This window comes from Solibacillus sp. FSL W8-0372, assembly GCF_037969735.1.
Taxonomy (GTDB): domain Bacteria; phylum Bacillota; class Bacilli; order Bacillales_A; family Planococcaceae; genus Solibacillus; species Solibacillus faecavium.
Genome location: NZ_CP150204.1, coordinates 3,588,756 through 3,604,850 on the forward strand (window position 1 = coordinate 3,588,756; position 16,095 = coordinate 3,604,850).

14 protein-coding genes and 1 riboswitch are annotated in these 16,095 nt (G+C 36.1%); of the genes, 3 read left to right on the plus strand and 11 right to left on the minus strand.

Going from position 1 to position 16,095, the window contains the following annotated elements; translation table 11 throughout:
• Positions 1-41: 41 nt before the first annotated feature.
• Positions 42-139: riboswitch (SAM riboswitch) on the minus strand.
• A 96-nt stretch (positions 140-235) separates the two neighbouring features.
• The 5 genes from hemG to MKY13_RS18330 form a co-directional block, all read right to left on the minus strand.
• Positions 236-1,621: a protoporphyrinogen oxidase gene (gene hemG / locus MKY13_RS18310; RefSeq protein WP_339214353.1), complete on the minus strand. Its 1,386-nt coding sequence runs from the start codon at positions 1,619-1,621 to the stop codon at positions 236-238.
• Positions 1,622-1,801: 180 nt separating this feature from the next.
• Positions 1,802-3,094, minus strand: a complete 1,293-nt coding sequence (locus tag MKY13_RS18315) for a globin-coupled sensor protein (protein WP_339214356.1) — start codon at positions 3,092-3,094, stop codon at positions 1,802-1,804.
• 313 nt (positions 3,095-3,407) lie between these two features.
• On the minus strand, positions 3,408-3,899 hold the full coding sequence (locus MKY13_RS18320; RefSeq protein WP_191701823.1) for a chemotaxis protein: 492 nt from the start codon (positions 3,897-3,899) through the stop codon (positions 3,408-3,410).
• Between the two features lie 89 nt (positions 3,900-3,988).
• Entirely contained in the window at positions 3,989-4,846 is an 858-nt protein-coding gene (locus MKY13_RS18325) for a tetratricopeptide repeat protein (RefSeq protein WP_225231406.1), read from the minus strand.
• A 1-nt stretch (position 4,847) separates the two neighbouring features.
• Complete coding sequence (locus MKY13_RS18330) at positions 4,848-5,735, minus strand: LysR family transcriptional regulator (RefSeq protein WP_191701824.1); 888 nt, start codon at positions 5,733-5,735, stop codon at positions 4,848-4,850.
• 195 nt (positions 5,736-5,930) lie between these two features.
• Between MKY13_RS18330 and MKY13_RS18335 the strand changes: the two genes are divergently transcribed.
• Positions 5,931-6,677, plus strand: a complete 747-nt coding sequence (locus MKY13_RS18335; protein ID WP_191701825.1) for an alpha/beta fold hydrolase — start codon at positions 5,931-5,933, stop codon at positions 6,675-6,677.
• Positions 6,678-6,871: 194 nt separating this feature from the next.
• On the opposite strand, the gene MKY13_RS18340 is transcribed toward MKY13_RS18335, so the two are convergent.
• The 3 genes from MKY13_RS18340 to groES all read right to left on the minus strand — a co-directional run bounded on the left by MKY13_RS18340 (position 6,872) and on the right by groES (position 10,453).
• Positions 6,872-8,245 carry an S-layer homology domain-containing protein gene (locus MKY13_RS18340; RefSeq protein ID WP_191701826.1) on the minus strand — a complete coding sequence of 458 codons (1,374 nt, stop codon included), beginning with the start codon at positions 8,243-8,245 and terminating at the stop codon, positions 6,872-6,874.
• 174 nt (positions 8,246-8,419) lie between these two features.
• Positions 8,420-10,051, minus strand: coding sequence for a chaperonin GroEL (groL, locus tag MKY13_RS18345; RefSeq protein ID WP_191701827.1), 1,632 nt, complete (start codon positions 10,049-10,051; stop codon positions 8,420-8,422).
• Positions 10,052-10,168: 117 nt separating this feature from the next.
• Entirely contained in the window at positions 10,169-10,453 is a 285-nt protein-coding gene (gene groES / locus MKY13_RS18350) for a co-chaperone GroES (protein WP_191701828.1), read from the minus strand.
• Positions 10,454-10,778: 325 nt separating this feature from the next.
• On the opposite strand from groES, the gene MKY13_RS18355 reads away from it, so the two are divergent.
• A complete protein-coding gene (locus tag MKY13_RS18355) occupies positions 10,779-11,456 on the plus strand; it encodes a CPBP family intramembrane glutamic endopeptidase (protein WP_339214363.1) in 678 nt (225 codons plus the stop codon).
• Between the two features lie 323 nt (positions 11,457-11,779).
• Here MKY13_RS18355 and tatC read toward each other — a convergent pair whose 3' ends face one another.
• The 3 genes from tatC to MKY13_RS18370 all read right to left on the minus strand — a co-directional run bounded on the left by tatC (position 11,780) and on the right by MKY13_RS18370 (position 13,561).
• Positions 11,780-12,601 carry a twin-arginine translocase subunit TatC gene (tatC, locus tag MKY13_RS18360; RefSeq protein ID WP_191701830.1) on the minus strand — a complete coding sequence of 274 codons (822 nt, stop codon included), beginning with the start codon at positions 12,599-12,601 and terminating at the stop codon, positions 11,780-11,782.
• Positions 12,602-12,617: 16 nt separating this feature from the next.
• Positions 12,618-12,845 (minus strand): twin-arginine translocase TatA/TatE family subunit, encoded by a 228-nt coding sequence (tatA, locus tag MKY13_RS18365; protein ID WP_318245232.1) that lies wholly within the window; start codon positions 12,843-12,845, stop codon positions 12,618-12,620.
• Between the two features lie 83 nt (positions 12,846-12,928).
• Positions 12,929-13,561 carry a redox-sensing transcriptional repressor Rex gene (locus MKY13_RS18370; RefSeq protein ID WP_191701832.1) on the minus strand — a complete coding sequence of 211 codons (633 nt, stop codon included), beginning with the start codon at positions 13,559-13,561 and terminating at the stop codon, positions 12,929-12,931.
• A 214-nt stretch (positions 13,562-13,775) separates the two neighbouring features.
• Here MKY13_RS18370 and MKY13_RS18375 point away from each other — a divergent pair, with 214 nt between their 5' ends.
• Entirely contained in the window at positions 13,776-15,716 is a 1,941-nt protein-coding gene (locus MKY13_RS18375) for an ABC-F family ATP-binding cassette domain-containing protein (RefSeq protein ID WP_191701833.1), read from the plus strand.
• Positions 15,717-16,095: the final 379 nt, after the last annotated feature.

Consider the following 16,095-nt stretch of genomic DNA (forward strand, 5'->3'; position numbering starts at 1 on the left):
CAAAAGAAGGCTTGATAGTTGTCAGTCGTCAACTTAATCCCTTCTCATCTTCTGGCTATCGCCACTGGATTTAGCACCTGACATAATGTTGGTTGCTGAAGTTTCAACGGGCCAGTCCCTCAACTTCTCTCGATAAGAAATTTTATGAATTTTTCAAAAAATTTAAAATTATTTAAGCTATCATATCGTTATCTAAATAAGACGTCAATACCCTTTAGCCTAATAAAGTATTTCTTTACATAATTCGTGCAATAATTTGTTCCGCCGTTTTTTTACCGTTTTGAATACAAGCGCCGATCCCTACCCCAAAGTACGAACATCCAGCTAAAAGCAGGTTCGGATAGTGCACTTCTAAATAGTCCACAACTTTAGATAACGCTTCATTATGCGCTAAATCATAGCGGGGCATCTGATTAATCCATTTCGTTACATTTACGACGGTTGGTTTCGCTTCAATACCCAAACTTAAACGAATATCCTCCATTGCGACTTTCTCCAACTCTTCATCTGACATGGCTGCCAGTTCTTCATAACGCGGATTAATATTTTTATAAAATAAACGAACGAGCAGATTCCCTTCTGCTGAAGTATGCTTCCATTTACGACTTGTCCAAGTAGATGCATTACACACTAAATCACTATTATGGGAAACGATGAAACCTGTACCATCTGCCGGTAAAACACTATCCGGTACATCAAAGCCAACATACATCGTTAATGCAGATGCTGTTGTAAACTTTTCTAACTGTCTATCCAATTTGTCATCTTGCAATAAAGTACGTACTGTATTATTCGGTACAGCAAGGACCACAATATCCGCTATAATCGTTTCGTCTTCTAATACAACTTTATACTGTTCCCCTACTTTTTGTATTTGCTCAGTTGCAGCTTTTTTTATGAATTCCACTTCCGGCAATTGCTCTTCAAGGTGGTCAATTAATGAAGATAAACCTTTTTCGAAAGATATAAATTTCTTATCCGCTGCTTTTTCAAACTGCTCGCGATTAGCTTCAAAGCCTTTCATAATCGATCCATAATTATTTTTATAATCAACTAAATACGGTAGCGTTGACGCTAAGCTCAGCTGGTATAAATCTCCCGAATATACCCCTGCCAATACAGGAGCAATTTGTTTTCGCACAATTTCTTCACCTAAAAAATATTCCAAAAATGCACCAATGGAACTTTCCTTCGTAAAATCTGTATTTGGAATGTCTATATCCTGTAATGCTCTTTTCTTTCCTTCTTCTGAAATTAACGTGCTCGACATAAGTGATTCCACGCTCATCGGAATCCCGAATGTAGACCCCGCGGGAATAGCATGTAGCTCATTATTAGTATGAATGTAGGAAATGCCTGTTTCGTTATAAACAAGCTTCGATTCAAAGTTAAGTTCCTTCACAAGCTCTAACACATTCGGATGGCGGGCAACAATGGAATCCGCGCCGGTTTCCATAATAAACCCTCCTTCATGTACGGAATGTATTTTTCCACCTAAATAAGGATTTTTTTCGATTAATACTAATCGTGCTTCGATATTCTTTTCGTGCATTTGATTTTTCAAATAATGCATTGTACATAATCCAGTAATTCCGCCACCTACAACTACTACTGTTTTCATGTTGTTCTCTCCTATTTCGTTCGCTATTTCTTCTCTTAGTATAATCTTTTTTACAAGAGATATGGACAGACAGATCAAACAATTTTTGAAATTTAATGTTGAGCCTATTCATTAGCTATTATTTAAAGCAAAAAAGCTATACGAAAAGGTTTAGATCCTTTCGCATAGCATTCATTTACTTTATTCTAAGTCCTTTGAAATTTGCGCCAATGTATCTGCTGAATTTGTTACTTCATCAAAGGCACCCGCAAGTTCTACAATAACTTCTCCAATTAGTTCCATCTCTTGCTCAACTAAATCATTTTGCTTTTTCGTTTCAACCATTGAATCAACAATGGCATTAAACTGAACTTCAGTAGATTTCATACTTTCTTCCCCGACAAGTAAAACCGATTTTATTTCCTTCAATGACTCGAGCAGCTTTGTCGTACGGCTATCCGTATTTTGAAGCAATACTTCTACATTTAATGCTGAATTTTTCGTCTGCTCCGATAGTTTCCGCACTTCACCCGCTACAACACCAAAGCCTTTTCCAGCTTCGCCGGCACGGGCTGCTTCTATCGCTGCATTTAACGCCAATAAATTGGTTTGATTCGCAATGCTTGTTACTATACCCATCGTAGATTCCATCTCTTTTGATATGTCGGCTAGTTTATCGATTTCTGATGAAATCATTGCTACTGATTGATTTATTGCGTTCATACTTTCTGATTGGTTGCGTACTTGAACTTTCCCTTGATTTGCCTGTTCTGTAGCCACTGATGAAATATCACTCGCTTTTTTCGAATGGGAGACTATAACCATGGATTGTGCAGTTAACTGTTGGAACGATGCATTTGTTTGCTCAGACATGGCCGCTAAATTAGAGGAAGACTCAATAATAGAGTTTCCTATTTTGCGTTTTTCTTCTACTAGCTTTTCTTCCTTACTTTCCACTACTGCTTCATACTCTTCTAAAACGACTTGCTGCTCCAAGTTTAATATTTTCGATATGGCTGCAAGCGTAAGAAAACGTTGCTCGTCTTTATTAATATGCCTTATTACTAAATGAGTAAAATCTATTAACAGATTTGAGAAGGCCGTCATATACCATTTCGTTTTTAAACCAATATGTACATGGATACGCGCAATTTTTTTCCGTTTCTCAAAATATGAATCGTCAATAATTCCACTAAACATTTCACAAATATGTATTTTCAAAGTACCTTTCAAACGGTCAATTGAGCTATGCTTATTAATTATTTCAACTAAACTACTTTCCAAACCTAGCTTTTTATAAAAGTTGTCTACAATATATTCAATGTTATCATCAACATATGGTTTCATTACTTTTAAATATTTCAAATCTTCCTCGGTCAAATCCAACATTTGAACTTGTGTCCTTAGTTCTTTATCAGATATATACGCTAACATTACCTCTAAATGTAATGGTAAATCTTCATGACTCTCTCTATCCCTCTTCTTAAAAAACATATGTTTCCTGTCTCACCCTTTTTGAATTTTCTTTCGCCTAAATACGAAAACTGAAATAGTGTAATTTTATAGGGTTTTCCTTATTGAACTTTTCCCCACTCAAAAGCCTTAGTTCATTAAGATAAGAGCAGGATATAAATAGTCATTATAAGAAATTTATGTTTAAAAAAACAAAGCTATAATTTAATATATTACTTTTTGCTATTTTGTATAATTTACCAAATAATTACAAAAAAAGCAATCCTATTCTAATAATTCTTGTTAGGATTGCTTCTCATTTTCAATTAATCTTAGTCGATGGCACTGAGTCATCTTATTTAAAAGATAGTTCCTGTGTCAGTGCAATAATCTCCGCTTCCAACGAAGCCGAACGTTTATCAAAATAACGGATGCGTTCTAAACTACGATTTTCGATATGTTTATTGGAATCCAACATATTAATAACATCACATGTGAAAAGTTTTAACGTTCGGAAACCCGATTCAATTTTCCTTACTTCTTTTCCAAATGTTAAAGCCGTTTTATCAGTAGTTTTACCTTTTTTTATTTCGATAATATTTTTATTAATGAGATGATCAATCTCATTATAACGATCTGTTTGTTTATACGTCATCATTTGGATTCTTTGATTATATTTAATGACATCTTTATTGTCTAATCCAGTTTGGACATATTCCCTTAAATATTCAACAATTGTACAAAGCGTTGTTAAGTTTTCTCGTTGCTCCAATAGAATTTGCTGTAGTTTTTGAATAACATCTTCACTGTCATTAGAAGAGATATGCGGTACGGCAAACATGAACATAAAAATTTCCCTCCTTATCACTTTCCCCTTATTGGCTATATTCCCAAGTTTACTGGAAAATTAAACATAAAAATTACTAAGAAGTATAACTAAATTCCATCCAATTCGTTAAGGTTTTCAAGGCTTTTCAATTTTTCATGCCACTTAGTAGCTTCTATAGAATTTGCTTTTTCATAATAGTCTACTACCCTTTTTGTAGCTTCGATATCGCCTAGTATACTGGCCTGCTTGTAATAAGCCATGGCTCTGTCTACATCCTGCATGACGCCATGACCATGCTCATAGCAGTAACCTAAGTTATAAATTGCATCGACATGGAAATGCTCGCCCGCTTGTCTAAACCAGTTGATTGCTTCTCTATCGTTCTGCTGCTGGTTAAGTTCCCCTGAATAGAAAATCATACCTAGCCGATATTTAGCCTCTACATATTGAAGAGCAGCACTGCGCTTATAATAGTCCAAAGCTTTGGATGCATTACATTTGGTTCCCAAACCTTGCTCATACATAATTCCCAGTGTATACATCGCTTCTGGTACACCAAGCTCCGCTGCTTTTTCAAACCAAAAAAATGCTTTTTTCTCGTCGACTTCTGTAGCTTCACCATTGAAATACATATCAGCCAAATTATTCATTGCATCACGGTGACCTAATTGTGCAGCACTTTTATACAAGGATAAAGCTTGATGCTCACTGCCTTTTCCACCAAGGCCTTCAATATAACAGTTCGCTAGCTCATACATCGCCTCTGAATTTTTTCGTTCACTCATCTCATTGAGTAAATCGTACATTTCACCAAAATTACCATATTGTTTATATAATAAAGCAATATTGATAATTGCTTTTTCGCTACCTTTTTCCGCTAACTCGAATTCCTGTAACCAAATCGCTAAATTGTCTACTTCCCGTTCCTTAAGCCACACTAAAAATTTTGCATACTTGTCCATCATTTTAAACTTCCCTTTGCTGAAAATAATCTAATAAATATTGTCTGAATTCAACAACAGCAGGCGGGAGATATCGGTTTTTCGCCCAAGAAACACCAACAGAACGATAGCATGGAGGCTCTACCTTTAACCTCTTTACCTTATAATGGTCAAGCCCTTTAATATTTGGAATGAGGGAAATACCCATCCCCGCGCCTACAAATCCCGCCACAGTATGCATTTCTTCAGCAGCAAATGTTGTATTAAGTTCAATTCCCGCATCTAAAAAAAATTCATCGACTAACTGTCGTAGCGAGTTGCCTTTTTTTATTGCGATAAATGGTTCATTTTTTACTTCATCTAGTTTTACGGATTCCTGCATAGCTAATGGATGTGTTGTCGGAACAATTACGAAAAGTTCCTCCACAAATAATTCCTCAGTTTCTATTTCAATTACCTTTGATTCTATTTTTTGAGATAGGCACAAATCAATGGCCCCTTCTTCTAGTCTTTTCATTAAATTTAGTGAAGTAGCCTGTGTTAAAGAAAAATGCATATTTGGAAAAGCCGAGCTTGTTGAAGCGATTAATTCGGGAACTACTTCCATACCGAGTGTATGAATAAAACCAAATGATACTTCTCCTGAACCTGGCTTAATAATATCTTCAAATTCCTCTTTAATACGATCATATTCATCTAAAATTACATTTACACTTTGCAAAAAAAGCTCACCAAATCGATTTAAATAAATCGAACGACCTTCACGGTTAAAAAGTGGCACACCGAGATGCTGTTCGATGTTCGCAATTGATTTACTTAATGCTGGCTGGGAAATAGCTAAAACTTCTGCCGCACGTGTCATATGTTGCATTGTAGCAACGGTTTTGAAATATTGAAGCTGTTCAATCTCCATAATTCAACCCCCACATTATTCATAACTTTTTCGAATCAAAACAATAAGAATAATAAATTGTACTTATATATCTATACTCTTTATAATAAGCGATAGCAGCAAGTTTTCATAACAAAAATAATTTAAAATTTCAATAGTTTTTATAAATTTTTATAAAATGGACATAATTAATTTTACAAAGGGGTCTAATAGACAATGAAACTCATCGCGCCGAAACCTTTTACAATGGAAGCCGGTAAACGTGCTGTTTTATTACTGCATGGATTTACTGGAAATACAAATGATGTAAAACGTTTAGGAAAATATTTAGCGGATCGTAACTACACAGTTCATGCACCATTATATAAAGGTCATGGCGGTGGTCCTGACTTATTAATCCAATCTCAACCAACTGAGTGGTGGGATAGTGTAATCGAAGGCTATGATGATTTACGTAATCGTGGCTATGAAGAAATCGCAGTAGCAGGTGTTTCTCTTGGGGGCATTTTCTCCTTAAAGCTTGGAGAAGAACGACCAACAAAGGCAATTGTTACAATGTCTGCTCCAGCAATGTCAAAATCGACGGATAGTCTGCAAAATCGAATTGTTGAATATGCGATTAACTATAAAAAGTTATCAGGTACGTATGACGAAACAGTGGATAGCCATACTAAAATTGCTGAACTCATGAAAATGCCTTCTTTAAATTATTTACAGAGTATGATTAATGAAACAAGCGAAAAGTTAAATGTCATTGAAACACCTGTTCATATTTTACGTGGTTTTGAAGATGATGAATATTATTGTGAAAGTGCCGATCTAATTTATAGTTCAGTAAATTCACGAATTAAATCAATTAAAACTTTCATTAATTCCGGACATATATTAACATTAGGTAAAGAACGTGAATTAGTGTTTGAAGAAATTTACCGTTTCTTTGAAGGTTTAAAGTGGAAAGAGTAGAATTACTCGAAGTAAGTGTATTAAGATAAAATAGTGTCCCCTTGCAAAAATCCCCGTTTTTGCAATGATATATTTGAAAGACATTCCATGCTCTTCTGGGTGGGAATGTACCCTTTCTTGACGAGTGGAGTTTTATTTACTCGTCACAAAAAACGAGCGCCAAATGGATCCCCGTCCATTTAACGCTCGTTTTTCTATTCTTTTGAATTTGCGAGTACGAGAATTTTTGCTAATTGCGCACGAGTAATATTGCCTTGTGGCGAGAATGTAGTAGCGCTAGTTCCTTGTACAATACCACTATCAAATAAATAAGTAATTGCTGCTTGTGTTTCATAAGCATAGTTCTCGATATCCTTAAATGGAGCAAGTTCTTTTGGTTCAAACTCTTCTCCAGCTAAAGCATTTGATAGGCGCATTAAAACTAAAGCTAGCTGTGAGCGTGTAATATTGCCTTGTGGATTGAAATAGCCATCATTTTCAAGGACTAATCCCGCTTCATATGCTGCAGCAATTTCATTTTGTGTTTGCTGAGCATAATGGCTAATGTCTTTAAATGGGGCAGGTTTTGTTGCCTTTAATTCAAAAGCACGTGAAATAACCGATAATACTTGGGCACGTGTCATATTTGCATTCGGCTTAAAAGAACCATCTTGGAACCCACTCATAAAGCCTTGAGTATAAGCGATATCAATATATTCTTTACCCCAATGATTTTTAGTATCCTGAAATGGTGCTTCTTTCAATACCTCTTCTGGAGTCATTTCTTCTACTTCTTTAATGATGGAGTTTAAATAATCATTCATCATCTTATCTGCGACCACTTTATAGCCCGCTTCACTTAAATGAATATTTGCAGGGTTAGGGAGGTACGCTTTCGAATCAGCTGCAATTAATTGGGCTACTTCTGAAAAAATACCTTTATTTGTTTCTACTATATTTTTGATTGAATTGTTTATCGTTGTTACAAGCATATTTAATTGTGTTTGGATAACTGGGTCTTGAATAGCGGGAAATGGATTGTAAAGTCCCATTACGATAATATCAACATTCGGATTAATCGAATAAATAGTTTTGAAAATCTTATCATAGTTCGATGATACTTCCTGTACTCCTTTTAAAACACCTGCTGCATCAAATGTAATGCTGCCTGTCTCTGACCGAGTCACATATTTCAATATATCATTTGCACCTACACTTAATGTAATTAGGTCGGCTTCCTGAATTGCCTGTTTAATAGAAGCTGTTTTTTCTGACTGACCATTTAGATCATAAATTGGCTTTGTAACATTTTCAACAATATCGTTTAATACATTTACAGTTGTATAACCCGGGTAAGAAAACCCTTTGTTAAACTGGATTCCCTCTTGCTCATCCATATAACTTTTAGCGATTAGATCGGCATACCCAAGTCCAATTTCACTATTTTCATTCATCCCTGCTGCTAATGAATCACCAAGCGCTAAATAGTTCAATAAATCACTATTTTCTTCAGCACTTACCGTTGTAGAAAAAGGCAGTATTAGTTGCAATACCATTAGTAGTACTACAAAAACCGAGAATCTTTTCATCCAATTTCCCCCTTATTATGTAACTTGTTCATATTATAATTTATTGGTTATTAAAAAACAAAATCTTCTTATATCCTTATTTACAAAAAAACATCGTATGACTTCATAATCATACGATGTTTTAACTCCAATTAAGGTTTTCTATATTAATTTCGGATAATGATTAATTACGAATTACATCATCCCTGGCATACCCATGCCGCCCATATCCGGCATACCGCTGCCAGCTGGTTCTGGAATATCTGCAACTACTGCTTCAGTTGTTAAGAATAGTGAAGCTACAGAAGCTGCATTTTGTAATGCTGAACGCGTAACTTTTGCTGGGTCAACTACACCTGCTTCAATCATGTTTACCCACTCGCCTGTTGCTGCGTTAAAACCGATTCCAATTTCTTCACGTTTTAGGCGGTCCACGATAATTGAACCTTCTAAACCAGCATTTTCAGCAATTTGACGTACTGGCTCTTCTAATGCACGTAAAATAATACGTACACCTGTTGCTACATCGCCTTCTACTTGTTCTAATACTTTTTCCACTGCTGCGTAAACATTTAGAAGTGCTGTACCACCACCTGATACGATACCTTCTTCTACTGCTGCACGTGTTGAGTTCAATGCGTCTTCAATACGTAATTTGCGCTCTTTTAATTCTGTTTCTGTTGCTGCACCAACTTTAATTACTGCAACACCACCAGCTAATTTTGCTAAGCGCTCTTGTAACTTTTCTTTATCAAATTCTGAAGTTGTTTCAGCAAGTTGTGCGCGGATTTGGTTTACACGACCAGCTACTGCATCTGTGTTACCAGCACCTTCAACGATTGTTGTGTTATCTTTTGATACGATAACTTTAGCAGCACGACCTAAAGATGATAAATCAGCTGATTTTAAATCTAAGCCAAGATCTTGAGTAATTACTTGTCCACCTGTTAATACAGCAATATCTTCTAACATTGCTTTACGACGGTCACCGAAGCCTGGAGCTTTTACAGCTACTGCGTTGAATGTACCACGTAATTTATTTACTACTAATGTTGCAAGAGCTTCCCCTTCAACATCTTCAGCAATAATTAAAATTGGACGACCTTGTTGTACTACTTGCTCTAACACTGGTAAAATTTCTTGAATGTTAGCGATTTTTTTATCTGTAATTAAAATGAATGGGTTATCTAGTACCGCTTCCATTTTATCTGTGTCTGTTACCATGTAGTGTGATGCATAGCCACGGTCAAATTGCATACCTTCCACTACATCTAATTCTGTTGTAAAACCTTTTGATTCTTCAATTGTAATAACGCCGTCGTTTCCTACGCGCTCCATCGCATCTGCAATGTATTGACCAATTTCTTCATCTGCTGAAGAGATTGCCGCTACTTGTGCGATTGATTCTTTATTTTCTACTGGACGTGAAATCGCTTGAAGCTCTGTTAATGCAGCTGCAACCGCTTTGTCCATCCCTTTACGAATACCTACTGGATTAGCACCAGCTGTTACGTTTTTAAGACCTTCACGAATCATAGCCTGCGCTAAAACTGTTGCAGTAGTTGTACCGTCACCAGCGATTTCATTCGTTTTAGAAGCAACTTCAGCTACTAATTTTGCACCCATATTTTCAAATGCATTTTCTAATTCAATTTCTTTTGCGATTGATACACCGTCATTTGTAATAAGTGGAGAACCGAATTTTTTCTCTAAAACAACGTTACGTCCTTTAGGTCCTAAAGTTACTTTTACAGCGTTAGCTAATTTATCTACACCAGATGCCATTAATGAACGTGCTTCTTCTGAAAACTTAATATCTTTTGCCATAATTCATTTTCCTCCTAAAATTTGCGATCTATTATTTAAATTTATTTTTTATGAAGATGAGCAGCTAGCAAAGTTTATTATGTAAAACTAGCTGCAAAATTACGTTTTAATTTGGAATTATCCGACAATTGCAAGTACATCGCTCTCACGTATAATTAAATATTCTACGCCGTCGTACTTCACTTCCGTACCAGAGAATTTAGAGAAGATAATTTCGTCGCCTTCTTTTACGTCAAGCTCAAGACGAGTGCCGTTGTCAAGAACACGACCTGTACCTACTGCCACTACTTTACCAGTTTGTGGTTTTTCTCTTGCTGAGTCGGGTAAAACGATACCAAATGCCGTCTTTTCCTCTACCTCAACAAGTTCGATAATGATGCGATCTCCTAATGGTCTTAACAATTGAAACAACCTCCTAAAGAAATTTTCTTTTTAGCACTCTCAATTGTCGAGTGCTAACACATTTATTAGTTTAATGAATTCTATATTTTTTTGCAAGTATGTGCTTTAAAAAATTTTGTTTTATTGCCAAATTCCTCTACAATAAAGAAGTAATGTATGCTAATGGCTATATCATAATAGTCCTTAGGTAAATGTATAATAAAAAATACGGCATTTCATACGATTTTTGTGAAGAATTTCATGCTGTAATATTTAGAAAGAAGGTTATTAATCCGTGACGTCTACCTCATCTTCTAAGTTTAAAACACAGAAAACTGCATTTTATGTGTTATTAACTTATATCATTTGTCAATTATCAGTCTTAATACTTATATTCATTCCTAGTTTAAAAGATTCCCTTTTACAACTTTTTTCTGGTGCGTCTGAGCAGGAGCAGCTTATTAAATTACAGGCTTGGTGGACAACAATAGCATTTGGGGTCGCATTTGTCGTGAGTTTCATTTTGATCTCCCGCAATAAGCAATTTTGGGATGTTTTTAAAGGGGAAAAAGCGTCGATTGGGTCATCCATCGGTTGGGGGATTATTGGATTTTTCCTCGTATTTTTAGGGCAAACTATTGGAGCGTATATAGAGCTCGCCTTAGGAATCGATATGGGTTCGGAAAATACAGAAGCAATTATGAATGTCACAAAAATAGCACCTATCATGATTGTTGCTACCGTATTTCTAGGACCAGTTTTGGAAGAACTCGTATTCCGTCGCGTTATTTTCGGTTCAATTATTCAAAATTATAACTTCTGGATTGCGAGCATTATTAGTGCTATTATCTTTGCAGCCATTCATATGGACTTCACTCACATTTTACTTTATACCATTTGTGGTATGATTTTTTCATTTTTATATTATAAAACAAAGCGACTTCTCACACCGATTATCGCCCATATCCTTTTAAATGGATTCGTGACATTTGTTCAGATGAATGCAGATAAGTTTCAAGTATAATTTTTTATGAGGCAGGGACTTAAGTAGAAATTTCTTTTTATAAGGGAAATAATCTTTTTACGAAATTGATACTATATGAATTGATTGGAGTGAAGGGGCGACTCCTGGGGGAACAGCACGACGTCTGAGACTACAGGCTCAGGCCGTGCCCCCGGAAAGCGTCCCCGTAACGGAAATCAATTTTGGCAGCAGCAGAAAGCTATCTATTTTTTCTTTGAAAAATAGATAGCTTTCGTTTTGTCCCAGGCTTTTTTCAATTCCATAAATATGGACTGCAGTATTTTACAACAAAAAAACGCTACCCCTTTTGATAGCGTTTCACATTAACTATTCATTTGCTCCATTTGTCGACGTTGCTGTTCGAGCAACTCTTCTACTTGCAGCTCACGTTCACGTTCTTCCTCTTCTAATATGCGTTCCTTTTCTGCCGCTTCGTATTTCCGATAGCCGATACGTGAAATGACAATGCTGATCTCATATAAAATAAAAAGCGGAATCGCAATAATAATATTTGATACTAAATCAGGCGGTGCCAACAGTACTGAAATAACGATTAATACAAAGTAAGCATACTTACGAAACTTTATCATGAGATTAGGATTAATAATACCAAGACGGGATATAAACAATGTAACAACAGGTAATTGAAATAGTATACCAAACGGTACTACCAGTTTGATTAGAAAAGAGAAGAATTCGTTAATACCAATTGTTTGTGTAATATTCAAGTCTGCCGATAAATCCGTCATAAAGCGCATAATAAACGGGAATAATATATAGTAGGCAAAGGCAATTCCTCCAATACCTAAAACAAATGCATAAGGGATATACTTCAACGTCGCTTTACGTTCCATTTCATGCAAGCCAGGAGTAATAAAAGCCCATAGCTGATAGAGCAAAAGCGGAGACACAATGACTGCTGCCACAATAAAGGTTACTTGTAAATAAACAGTTAAAGGATCTGCCGGACTAAATGCATTCATGGAAAAACTAGCAGCTAAATCGCTACGTTGAATGTGTCGAATTAGTGGTTTCGCTGTATAAAACCCTACAAAAAGAGCCATTACAAAGAAAATCGCCACGAAAAATAAGCGCTTTCTAAGCTCCTCCATATGTTCAACTACAGTTAATTCTCTTGAATTCATAGTAAGACTTCCTTATTTACTTAACGTCATTTTTTTCATTATCTTTATGTTCAATAACTTTTTTCTTGTTATCAAAATCATCATCGTCATCTGTCAAGCCTTTCGTAGCGCTGCGGAACTCGCGTAAAGTAGTCCCCATTGCACGACCTAATGATGGCAATTTTTTTGGTCCAAAAATTAATAAAGCAATAAGTCCAATGATAATTAGACTCACCGGTCCAATCGCATTTAAATGCACAACCACTATAGCCACCTCCTCTATTATTATGTACATTTTACAGTAATTAACTAGAATTTGCTATTTATAGTAATGTGAACAATTTGTTACTAACCTGAATTTCGCACTAAATAAATAAGTGCCTGTAATTCTACCGACAAATCGATGTTCATTACTTTCAATGTATCGGGTACGGATAATCGTACAGGCGTGAAGTTTAAAATCCCTTTTGCATTCATTTTAACAAGACGGTCTGTCATCATTTGGGCAGATCGCGATGGGACAGTAAGAATGGCTAACTCTGCGCCAAACTCTTCATACATTTCCTCTAAACGATCTGGATGGAATACAGGGATGTCGCTAACTGTCGTTCCTTCAAGAGGTGCTTTCGTATCAAATGCGACAACAATACGTGTATTATGATTTTTTTGGAAGTTATATTTTAGCAGACCATTTCCTAGGTTCCCGACTCCTATTAACGCAACATTCATCGCTTCGTCCTGGTCCAATGTTTGACGGAAAAACTCTAGCAAATATTGTACGTCATAGCCATACCCCTTTTTACCGAGTGCCCCAAAATAAGAAAAATCACGTCGAATCGTTGCTGAATCTATTTTCATCGCATCACTTAATTCTTGTGATGAAATACGCTTTTTACCTTCATTTGAGAAGTTTTTTAAAAACCGATAATAAAGAGGAAGTCTTTTTGTCGTTGCTTGTGGAATTTTTATATCTGGTTTCACACATTCTCCTCCTATGTACATTTGAAAATTGTTGGGCCAACATAATGTTGGTCATTCAGGTGTTGCTATATAATCCAGCACTCTTTGCCTGAGCTCTCCGTATTTGAGCAGAAGCAAGTTAATCTTACTAAACTACTAGCAACAAGTAAAGTATCCATCGTTGCGTACGATGTTCCCATCCATTAAACTAAATAGGAGAAACTGAGGTGTAAAAATGATTGTCTTACAAGTAAATCAATTATATAAATCCTTTATTACCGATGAAATTTTAAGTGGTGTAAAGTTGGAAGTTCAACACCGTGATCGTATTGCATTAGTCGGTCGAAACGGTGCAGGGAAATCAACGTTATTAAAAATAATTGCCGGGCAAATGAGTTACGACTCAGGTGAAATTATTATTCCGAAAGATATACGACTCGGCTACCTGGAGCAACATGCAGGAATCGATTCAGAACTATCAATTTGGGACGAAATGATGACAATTTTTTCAAGCCTACAAAATCAAGAGCAGAAGCTGCGCCAGTTGGAAAAACAAATGGCAGATCCAAGCATCTATGAAAACACTGAACAGTATACACGCGTTACTGGAGAATATGACCAATTACAGCATGATTTCAAAGATGCAGGTGGCTACCAATATGAAGCCGATACACGCTCCGTATTACATGGGATGCAGTTTTTCCCTGAGGATTATGATAAGCCGATTCGCTCACTTTCTGGCGGACAGCGGACACGCCTAGCCCTTGCGAAGCTTCTTTTATCAAAGCCGGACTTACTAATTTTGGACGAGCCGACAAACCATTTGGATATCGAGACATTGTCTTGGCTGGAAGGGTATTTAAAAGGATATGAAGGAGCAATTCTAATCGTTTCCCATGACCGATACTTTTTAGACCAGGTCGTGTCGATTGTTTATGAAGTATCACGTACGAAAGTATCAAAATATGTTGGGAATTACAGTGGTTATTTAGAAGAAAAGGCAAAAAATTATGAGCGGGACTTAAAAATGTATGAACGCCAAATGGATGAAAAATCAAAGCTAGAAACATTCATTCAAAAAAACTTAGCACGTGCTTCGACAACAAAAATGGCACAGTCCCGTCGTAAAGTATTGGAAAAAACAAATTGGATGGACTCTCCGGATGGCGATGAGAAAAGTGCGAACTTTGGCTTTACTATTGAGCGTCAAAGCGGAAATGATGTACTATCCATTGATGATTTATCAATCGGCTTCTCCCAAAAAGAAATTTCGACGAATATTCGAATGCGCGTATTTAGGGAAGACCGCATTGCACTTGTAGGACCAAATGGTGTCGGCAAGTCTACCTTATTAAAAACGATCGTTAAAGATATACAGGCACTTGCCGGAGATATTCGTTACGGTACGAATGTCCAAATTGGCTACTATGATCAGGAACAAGCAAAACTCCATTCCAATAAATCTGTATTAAGTGAACTTTGGGATGAATGGCCATTATTAAACGAAAAAGATATCCGCAATATTTTGGGACGTTTCCTTTTTAGTGGTGATGACGTCGCGAAATCTGTAAACTCACTGTCCGGTGGCGAAAAAGCACGTCTTGCACTGGCAAAATTGATGATGCTAAAATCAAACTTTCTTGTACTAGATGAGCCTACAAACCATTTGGACTTAGACAGTAAAGAAATTTTGGAAAATGCATTAATCGATTATCCCGGCACGCTTCTATTCGTTTCACACGACCGTTACTTTATTAACCGTATCGCAACTAAAGTCATTGAACTATCCAGCACAGGTTCTTTTGAATATTTAGGAGACTACGACTATTATTTGGAGAAAAAAGAAGAACTTCAAGAGCTGGCTGCCATGCAAACACCAGCAACGGAAAAAAATGCGGCAGAAAAAAACACTCAAATAAAATCAACATCTATGATTGATAAAGATACGAAAAAGAGAGAACGCCAAATTCGCCGTGCTGTTGAGGAAATCGAAGTAAATATGGGTGCATTGGCTGAAACTATTGCGACATTTGAAGAACAACTTTGTGATCCTGCCATTTACTCAGACCACGAAAAAACATTATCGATACAATCTGAATTAAATGAAGTAAAGCAGCAACACGAGGAACTTGAAATGGAATGGCTTGAACTAAATGACGAATTAGAACAACTATAGTAAAGGAGTGTCCAAAAGAAATTTTGGGCACTCTTTTTTGCTATCGCCTCTTTTGTAAGTAACTCTATTTCTCATCATTATTGTATAATACTAATTCTATAATTTGCCTATCTACATATTAATCATATATATAGGTCAATACGCCAAATTTCTACAAATTTCTCCACAATTTTATTCACATTACAAATCTACTTCTACCAACATATCAACATAGTTTTCCACATTATCCACAATTAAAATCAAAGTTATACACAATCCGATGTGAAAAAGACACCACTATATATAGATAAGTCACATGTTTTCCACAAGTTATTAACACTTTGTGCATAAGTACGCATGTTCGTACAACTTTTTTGTGATTAATTAACTTTATCTGTGG

Bases quoted from the DNA above. Each gene is read 5' to 3' on its own strand.
- hemG (WP_339214353.1), bottom strand. From the start codon at position 1,621: ATGAAAACAGTAGTAGTTGTAGGTGGCGGAATTACTGGATTATGTACA.
- MKY13_RS18315 (WP_339214356.1), bottom strand. From the start codon at position 3,094: ATGTTTTTTAAGAAGAGGGATAGAGAGAGTCATGAAGATTTACCATTA.
- MKY13_RS18320 (WP_191701823.1), bottom strand. From the start codon at position 3,899: ATGTTCATGTTTGCCGTACCGCATATCTCTTCTAATGACAGTGAAGAT.
- MKY13_RS18325 (WP_225231406.1), bottom strand. From the start codon at position 4,846: ATGATGGACAAGTATGCAAAATTTTTAGTGTGGCTTAAGGAACGGGAA.
- MKY13_RS18330 (WP_191701824.1), bottom strand. From the start codon at position 5,735: ATGGAGATTGAACAGCTTCAATATTTCAAAACCGTTGCTACAATGCAA.
- MKY13_RS18335 (WP_191701825.1), top strand. From the start codon at position 5,931: ATGAAACTCATCGCGCCGAAACCTTTTACAATGGAAGCCGGTAAACGT.
- MKY13_RS18340 (WP_191701826.1), bottom strand. From the start codon at position 8,245: ATGAAAAGATTCTCGGTTTTTGTAGTACTACTAATGGTATTGCAACTA.
- groL (WP_191701827.1), bottom strand. From the start codon at position 10,051: ATGGCAAAAGATATTAAGTTTTCAGAAGAAGCACGTTCATTAATGGCA.
- tatC (WP_191701830.1), bottom strand. From the start codon at position 12,601: ATGAATTCAAGAGAATTAACTGTAGTTGAACATATGGAGGAGCTTAGA.
- MKY13_RS18375 (WP_191701833.1), top strand. From the start codon at position 13,776: ATGATTGTCTTACAAGTAAATCAATTATATAAATCCTTTATTACCGAT.